Origin of the sequence: Protofrankia sp. Cj5 (assembly GCF_917627405.1) — a bacterium.
Lineage (GTDB): Bacteria > Actinomycetota > Actinomycetes > Frankiales > Frankiaceae > Protofrankia.
The window spans coordinates 1-6,163 of sequence record NZ_CAKJTO010000178.1; the positions used below are offsets into that span (position 1 = coordinate 1).

The 6,163-nt window shown below is 69.3% G+C and carries 5 protein-coding genes and 2 pseudogenes; 2 read left to right on the top strand and 5 right to left on the bottom strand.

The window, feature by feature from the left end; translation table 11 throughout:
• Positions 1 to 30: 30 nt before the first annotated feature.
• Positions 31 to 1,449 carry a transcriptional regulator gene (locus tag MJ777_RS21930; RefSeq protein WP_239312320.1) on the bottom strand — a complete coding sequence of 473 codons (1,419 nt, stop codon included), beginning with the start codon at positions 1,447 to 1,449 and terminating at the stop codon, positions 31 to 33.
• A gap of 263 nt (positions 1,450 to 1,712) precedes the next feature.
• On the opposite strand from MJ777_RS21930, the gene MJ777_RS21935 reads away from it, so the two are divergent.
• Together MJ777_RS21935 and MJ777_RS21940 are read left to right on the top strand one after the other, a co-directional pair.
• The gene (locus MJ777_RS21935) at positions 1,713 to 2,498 is read left to right on the top strand and encodes an electron transfer flavoprotein subunit beta/FixA family protein (protein ID WP_239312318.1); all 786 of its coding nucleotides are present in this window, start codon (positions 1,713 to 1,715) and stop codon (positions 2,496 to 2,498) included.
• 13 nt (positions 2,499 to 2,511) lie between these two features.
• Entirely contained in the window at positions 2,512 to 3,471 is a 960-nt protein-coding gene (locus MJ777_RS21940) for an electron transfer flavoprotein subunit alpha/FixB family protein (RefSeq protein WP_239377659.1), read from the top strand.
• Positions 3,472 to 3,708: 237 nt separating this feature from the next.
• Here MJ777_RS21940 and MJ777_RS23330 read toward each other — a convergent pair.
• The 4 genes and pseudogenes from MJ777_RS23330 to MJ777_RS21960 form a co-directional block, all read right to left on the bottom strand.
• Positions 3,709 to 3,870: pseudogene (locus MJ777_RS23330) on the bottom strand (DUF2813 domain-containing protein); the annotation flags it as partial.
• A 100-nt stretch (positions 3,871 to 3,970) separates the two neighbouring features.
• Positions 3,971 to 4,798: a mycofactocin-coupled SDR family oxidoreductase gene (locus tag MJ777_RS21950; RefSeq protein WP_239377661.1), complete on the bottom strand. Its 828-nt coding sequence runs from the start codon at positions 4,796 to 4,798 to the stop codon at positions 3,971 to 3,973.
• A complete protein-coding gene (gene mftE / locus MJ777_RS21955) occupies positions 4,798 to 5,547 on the bottom strand; it encodes a mycofactocin biosynthesis peptidyl-dipeptidase MftE (RefSeq protein WP_239377662.1) in 750 nt (249 codons plus the stop codon). The genes MJ777_RS21950 and mftE overlap by 1 nt, the downstream gene beginning before the upstream one ends.
• A pseudogene (locus MJ777_RS21960) lies at positions 5,495 to 6,163 on the bottom strand (hypothetical protein); the annotation flags it as partial. The gene mftE and the pseudogene MJ777_RS21960, both read right to left, overlap by 53 nt.

The window sequence follows — 6,163 nt, forward strand, 5'->3', positions numbered from 1 at the left end:
TTCGCCCCCGCCAAACTTCACGGCATTGCGCTAGGCCACCTCCGCGCGGACTTTCGCGCGGCCGATCAGTGGCGCGGAGAGTGTCCGCCACTCCCGGACGGCGACGACATCGTCATGCCGGCCCAATGTGCGGTCAACCTCACGCAGCTTGTCGGTGATCCGAGCGGATTCCAGCTGGCCGGCGAGTTCGACCGCGCGGCTCGCGGCGTCCAGCGCGGCTTCGACGTCAGGGCTGGGCCGGGACAGGTAGGACAGTGCGAGATCGGCTTCGGCGTAGCTGCGGGTCCTGGTCCGGGAAGCGAGCTGCCGGGACCGGGATGCCAGCAGCGAAGGCTCGGCATCCGCGGCCTTGCCGAGCAGCAGGAAGCAGTGGCCCTTGCATTCCGCCACGTCCGTCTCGTCGTAGTGGGCAGCCCATAGCGGGCCATCGCCGGGAGTCGCGCGGCCGAGCTCGCGTTCCATGTCGATCAGCGCCTTGCTGCAGCCGGCCTCGTCGCCCGAACGGCCCAGCGCCCAGGCGTATTTGTCGTGCAGCATTGCCCGGACCGATGGGGACGCCGCGCCGCGGGACCGGTCGATGGCGGCCTTCGCCATGGCCAGGCTCTGGCGGAACTGGCCGAGACGCCCGGCCTGGTCGCTCATGGCGGACAGGATGCGGCTGGCGAGCATGGCGTCCCCGCAGTGTTCCGCAAGGCCAAGCGCCTGGATGTAGTAGCGCTGGGCGAGGGCCTGGTGGTTGGAATCCTGGGCGAGCCAGCCGGTGAACTGAGTCAGTTCGGCGAGTGAGCTGAACAGGTCCGGGGTGTGGCGGCTGTCGAGCGCGGCCTTGGCCCGGTCGTGCAGGAACGCGACCACCTGCCCGCGAATCTCACCGCTGCCGTAGCGGGCGTCGAGCTTGCGGAAGGTCTCGGTCATATCTCTGATCATTGTCGCGGTCGGCACCGGGACCGTGGCCTGGCTCTTACCGATCATTTCGACGACGCCGGTGAGGCTTGCCAGCACCGGGTCGGCGAAGGCTGTGGCGGCGAAGGCCGCTCCGTCGTGTAACAGGTCTCGTCTGCGCATGTCTCGCCCCGAGAGTCCGGCAACGGTCCGAAGAGTGTCCGTGGGTTTCTCCGCCACGGCGAGCCCGAAGTCGTCGCCGTGATAGTTTTCGCCGCGCCAGCCGAGGTCGGACGGCGCGATGGGGTAGCCCACCAACATCGACATTTCGGCGGCGGCGAGCTCAGCCACCATGGGGTCACGGGGGCGCATTCCGCGACGCCAGTGGCCTACGGTGGTGCGTGCGAGGCCGAGATCAACACGTCGTTGCCGGCGTGCGCGTTCGTTGACCTGCCGGGCGAAACGGGTGTCCGAGACGGATGTTTCGGCGAGTAGCCGCGCGAATAAGTTTTGTTGCGGCTCACGGCCGGTCTGATCGTGATCTTTTGATATATGTTGCCTGCCCATTGGGCCCCCGTAGCTCATTGGGTACTGGTTCGTGGTGAAATTGCCGTCGGATCTGCTGTGAGACACAACGTAGCGGAGCTGTCACAATGGCGGAAGGGGATGTGCAGACGCGCATACGAATGCACGTATTGCCGGTCTGGCGTGCGGGATGGGTCGAGTGCGACCTGGGTCACATCGACGATCATTGAGCGTGTCAAGGACACAGGTGCGACCATGTCAAGAGCAATGAAGACCCATGAATGTGGCTACGGAGGCCCCGAGGCGTGAACATCGTCGTCACCGTCAAGCAGGTTCCGGATACCTGGGCGGAGAAGAAGCTCGATCCCACAACCAGGACGACGGATCGCAAGAGCGTCGACAACGTCATGAACGAAATGGACGAATACGGGGTCGAGGAGGCCCTGAAGATCAAGGAGGCTCATGGCGGTGAGGTGACGGTGGTCACCATGGGTCCCGAGAAGGCCCTGGAAACCGTGCGTAAGGCGCTGTCGATGGGTGCGGACAAGGCTGTCCACATCACCGACGAGGCGTTGGCCGGTTCCGACGCCCTCCAGACGTCCGCCGCGCTCGCGAAGGTTATCGCGACGCTTTCGCCTGATATCGTCATCACCGCCGCCGAGGCGTCCGACGCCCGTGGCGGTGTGCTGGGCGCGCTGCTTGCCGAGCACCTCGGATTCCCGCAGCTGACGCAGGCCCGTAAGGTGACCGTCGACCCCGGTGCCGGCACGGTGCGGATCGAACGGCAGGCCGACAACGGCTACCTTCTCGTGGAAGCCGCGACGCCGGTGGTTGTCGGGGTTGTCGAGAAGATCAACCAGCCGCGTTACCCGTCCTTCAAGGGCATTATGGCGGCCAAGAAGAAGCCGTTGACCACGCTGTCCGTTGCGGACGCGGGGCTGGACCCAGGCACGGTGGGGCTTGCCAACGCCGCGTCGACGGTCCTGGACGCCCAGCCCGCCCCGCCTCGCCAGAGCGGAACGATCGTCAAGGACGAGGGTGATGGCGGCACCAGGGTCGCTGACTTCCTCGCCGCACAGAAGCTGATCTGAGGGGTCTTGTCCGATGGCTGAGGTTCTAGTTCTCGTCGAGCACGCAGACGGCGAGCCGAAAAAAATCACCGCCGAACTGCTGACGCTCGCCCGGTCGTTGGGTGAGGCGTCCGCGGTCTTCCTCGGCGCGCCCGGAACGTACGCGAAAGCCAAGGACTACCTGGCCCAGTACGGCGCGTCCACGGTGTACATCGTCGAGTCCGAAGAGGTCACCGACTACGTTGTGGCCCCAGTGGCTGAGGTCCTGGCCACGTTGGTGACCGGCAAGTCGCCGGCGGCGGTCCTGACCGCCGCCACCCCGGACGCCAGGGAAGCCGCCGCGCGCACAGCGGCCAAGACCGGATCGGGCCTGATCTGGGACGCGGTCGGCCTCACCCCAGACCTGGCCGCCACCCAGGGCATCTTCGGTGGCTCCACGGTCGTCACCTCCACGGTCACCAAGGGGACGCCGGTTTTCGCGGTGCGGCCGAACAGCACCGCGCCCCAGGCCGCCCCGACCACACCGACCGAGGAGAAGGTCGACATCGCGATCTCGGACTCCGCCAAGTCGGCGAAGGTCCTCGACCGGGTCGTGGAAGCCAAGTCGGGTCGTCCCGACCTCACCGAGGCGCAGATTGTCGTCTCCGGTGGCCGCGGTCTCGGCGGCGCTGAGCACTTCGCTCTCGTGGAGAAGCTGGCCGACACGCTCGGTGCCGCCGTGGGGGCGTCCCGCGCGGCAACCGACGCCGGCTGGTACCCGCACCAGAACCAGGTCGGCCAGACCGGCAAGACGGTGTCGCCACAGCTCTACATCGCGGTCGGTATCTCCGGCGCGATCCAGCACCGGGCCGGGATGCAGACCTCCAAGACGATCGTAGCGGTCAACAAGGACCCAGAAGCGCCGATCTTCGAGTTCGCCGACTACGGTATGGTGGGCGACCTTTTCAATGTCGTTCCGCAGCTCACCGACGCGATCGAGAAGCGCAAGGCGTAGTCTCCGCTTTCTTGCTCACGGACGTTCCAGCGGCTGGGTGCTCCCAACCAGAAGCACCCAGCCACTGCCAGTTCGGCCGGTCTCACCGGCCGAACTCGCCGAAGACCTTGGTCATGTCCTCAAAGCGTGACCAGGATGCCAGCCGCTGGACCGAGCCATCCGGATCAAGGCGTTCGAGGAGCTGTCGCCGGTGCTCAGAGAGTTGCCACCGCTCCAATTCCGTGACCACGCCAGACGTTCCACCATCGGCGTATCGGACAGCAGGCTCAGAAAATGGATGACGTCGAAGAGATTGGATTTTCCGGTACCGTTCTCACCGGCTATACAGGTAAATGCGCCGAGGTTAACCCGTAGCCCCAGCAGGTTTTTGAAGCCGTCAACTTCGAGTCGCGTGAGCATCGGTCCTCCTGACTACAAGCAGGCCATCCCCGTGGCCCGTGTCCGCACCGGATACCCTTCGGGTCCCCGGTGCCGCACCCGATGACCGATCGGACCTGCCCTATCCGGTGAAACCGGCGTCCACGGGCACGACGGCCCCGGTCAGCGCTCCGGCGGCGGGCGAGCACAGCCAGGCGACGGCCTCCGCCACCTCAGCGGGGTCGAGAAGGCGCCGTTGGAAGGTATGCCGGGCGAACTCGCCGACCCCGTCCAGGCCGTAGATCCGGGCTGTTTCGGCGAGCATCGCCGTGTCCATCGACCCCGGGCACACGACGTTCGCGGTCACCGCCGTGCCGGCGAGGTCCGCGGCCAGACCGCGAACCAGCCCGATCACGCCGTGCTTGGCCGCCGAATACGCGGCGAGGCGCGCCAACGGACGGGTGCCCGCGGCGGAGGAAATCGCCACGAACCGGCCGGCTGGGGCGGCCAGCAGCGCTGGAACGGCTGCCCGGACCAGATGGAACACGCCGTCGAGGTCGGCGGCCTGCAACAGCCGCCAGGTATCGCTGTCGGTCTCCCATACCGGCGGCCCGCCCGCGATCACCCCGGCAACCGCGACCGCCGCGTCGAGACGGCCGAACCTGCTTCGGGCGATTCCCACCGCGGCATCGAGATCAGCCTGGATCCGGACGTCGGCCCGCACCGCCACCGCGTTCGTGCAGCCCGCCACGACCTTCGCGAGATCATCCCAGGTGGCGTACGGGTAGCCGCCGTGCGTGCGGTCCGCGTGACTGCCGGGGCTGGTCGCGACATCGGTGAGCACCAGCCGGTAGCCACGGTCATCCAAGGCGGCCGCGACCGCCGCGCCCAGACCGCGTGCCGCGCCTGTCACCAGGGCTACCGGGCCGTCCAGCGCCGCCGGAGCGGCTGCCAGCGGGTCCACCCGCATCAGGCACCGTCCTCCTCGCGGGGCTTCTGCCACCGGACAATGGCCGCGACCAGGTCGTCGGTGTAGGCGCGCAGCAGCCGTGCGCCCTCGCCCGGGGATGCGCCGGCCGGGTCGCCCAGGACTCCGCAGGGGCTCAGCGGCCGAACCCCGTGGCGGATCAGCTCGGCGAGCGGCGGCGACGGCCCGGCGGCCGCCCGGTCGAGGCTTACCAGGTCCGGCGCCAGGTGCAGCATCAGGGAGGTCTCGACCCGTCCCGCATGCAGGTCCGTGTCGGCGAAGGGCACCCCCACCCTGGTGGCGACAACTGAGCGCGGCGTCCAGGCGAGTACCCGGCGTCCTTCGGAACGCAGCAGCGTGATCGCTGCCCGCAGCGCCGAGGCGTTGCCGCCGTGCCCGTTCACGAGCACCACACCGGACGCGGTGGTGTCGGCGGAGCGGGCGAGTTCGATGACCGCCAGCGCGAGGACGTGACTGCCCAGCGACAATGTGCCGGGGAAACCCGCGTGCTCCCCGCTCGCGCCGTAGGCCAGCGCCGGGGCGACGAGGACATCGGGCAGCCGAGCGGCCAGCGCGTCCGCGAGTGCCCGCGCGATCCGCGTGTCAGTCTCCAGCGGCAGGTGCGGACCGTGCTGCTCGGTGCTCCCTAGCGGCACCGCCAGCAGCGGTGACTGGTCGCGAAGCCGCGGCCAGCGGCTCTCACCGAGGTTGTTCATCAGCGTTGTGTGCGCGGGGAGTGGGACCGCCGGCACCGGGATCATCCGCTGGGAGGTACCCCCAGCCGCGCAGCGCGGCGTGAATCCGGTCGGCAGCCTCCGGCGGGTCGAGGCGAACGGCGGTCCGTCCGGTGCCGCGGGATTCCCCGGCACCGGTCAGCCTCAGGACGCGGCCGCGTGCCGGCAGGGTCTGGTCCGGCGGCAGCAGCACCTTGGGACGGGGGCGCAGCGGCAGACCGGTCGTGGGCGGCGCCTGCCCCAGCGCCACCCGCAGCACCTCGATCGGCGCGCGCCGGGCCGCGACCACCGCGCGCAGCCCGGCGCGGCGCAGTGTCGCCGTCCCGGGATCCACCGACAGCACAGCTGGCGCCCGCACCCGCAGCCGTTCCCGTCGCCCGCCGTCGAGGCGGCGTTCGGCCTCGATGACCCCGGGCGCGGTCGGGATGAGGGACAGCAGGCCGAGGGCCTGTGCCGCACCGCCGCTCCCACGGCCCGCAGCGCTCCCGAGCTCTTCGCCGGCCTCGGGATCGTGGCCGAGGCCGGCGGCGACCAGCGCTGGTACCGCGCCTGAGCCGCGGCGCGGAGACCACGTCCCCGCCAGCACGATGTCCCGGCGAGCCGGCTGCCCGCGGGCGCCGCCGCGGCGCAGCGC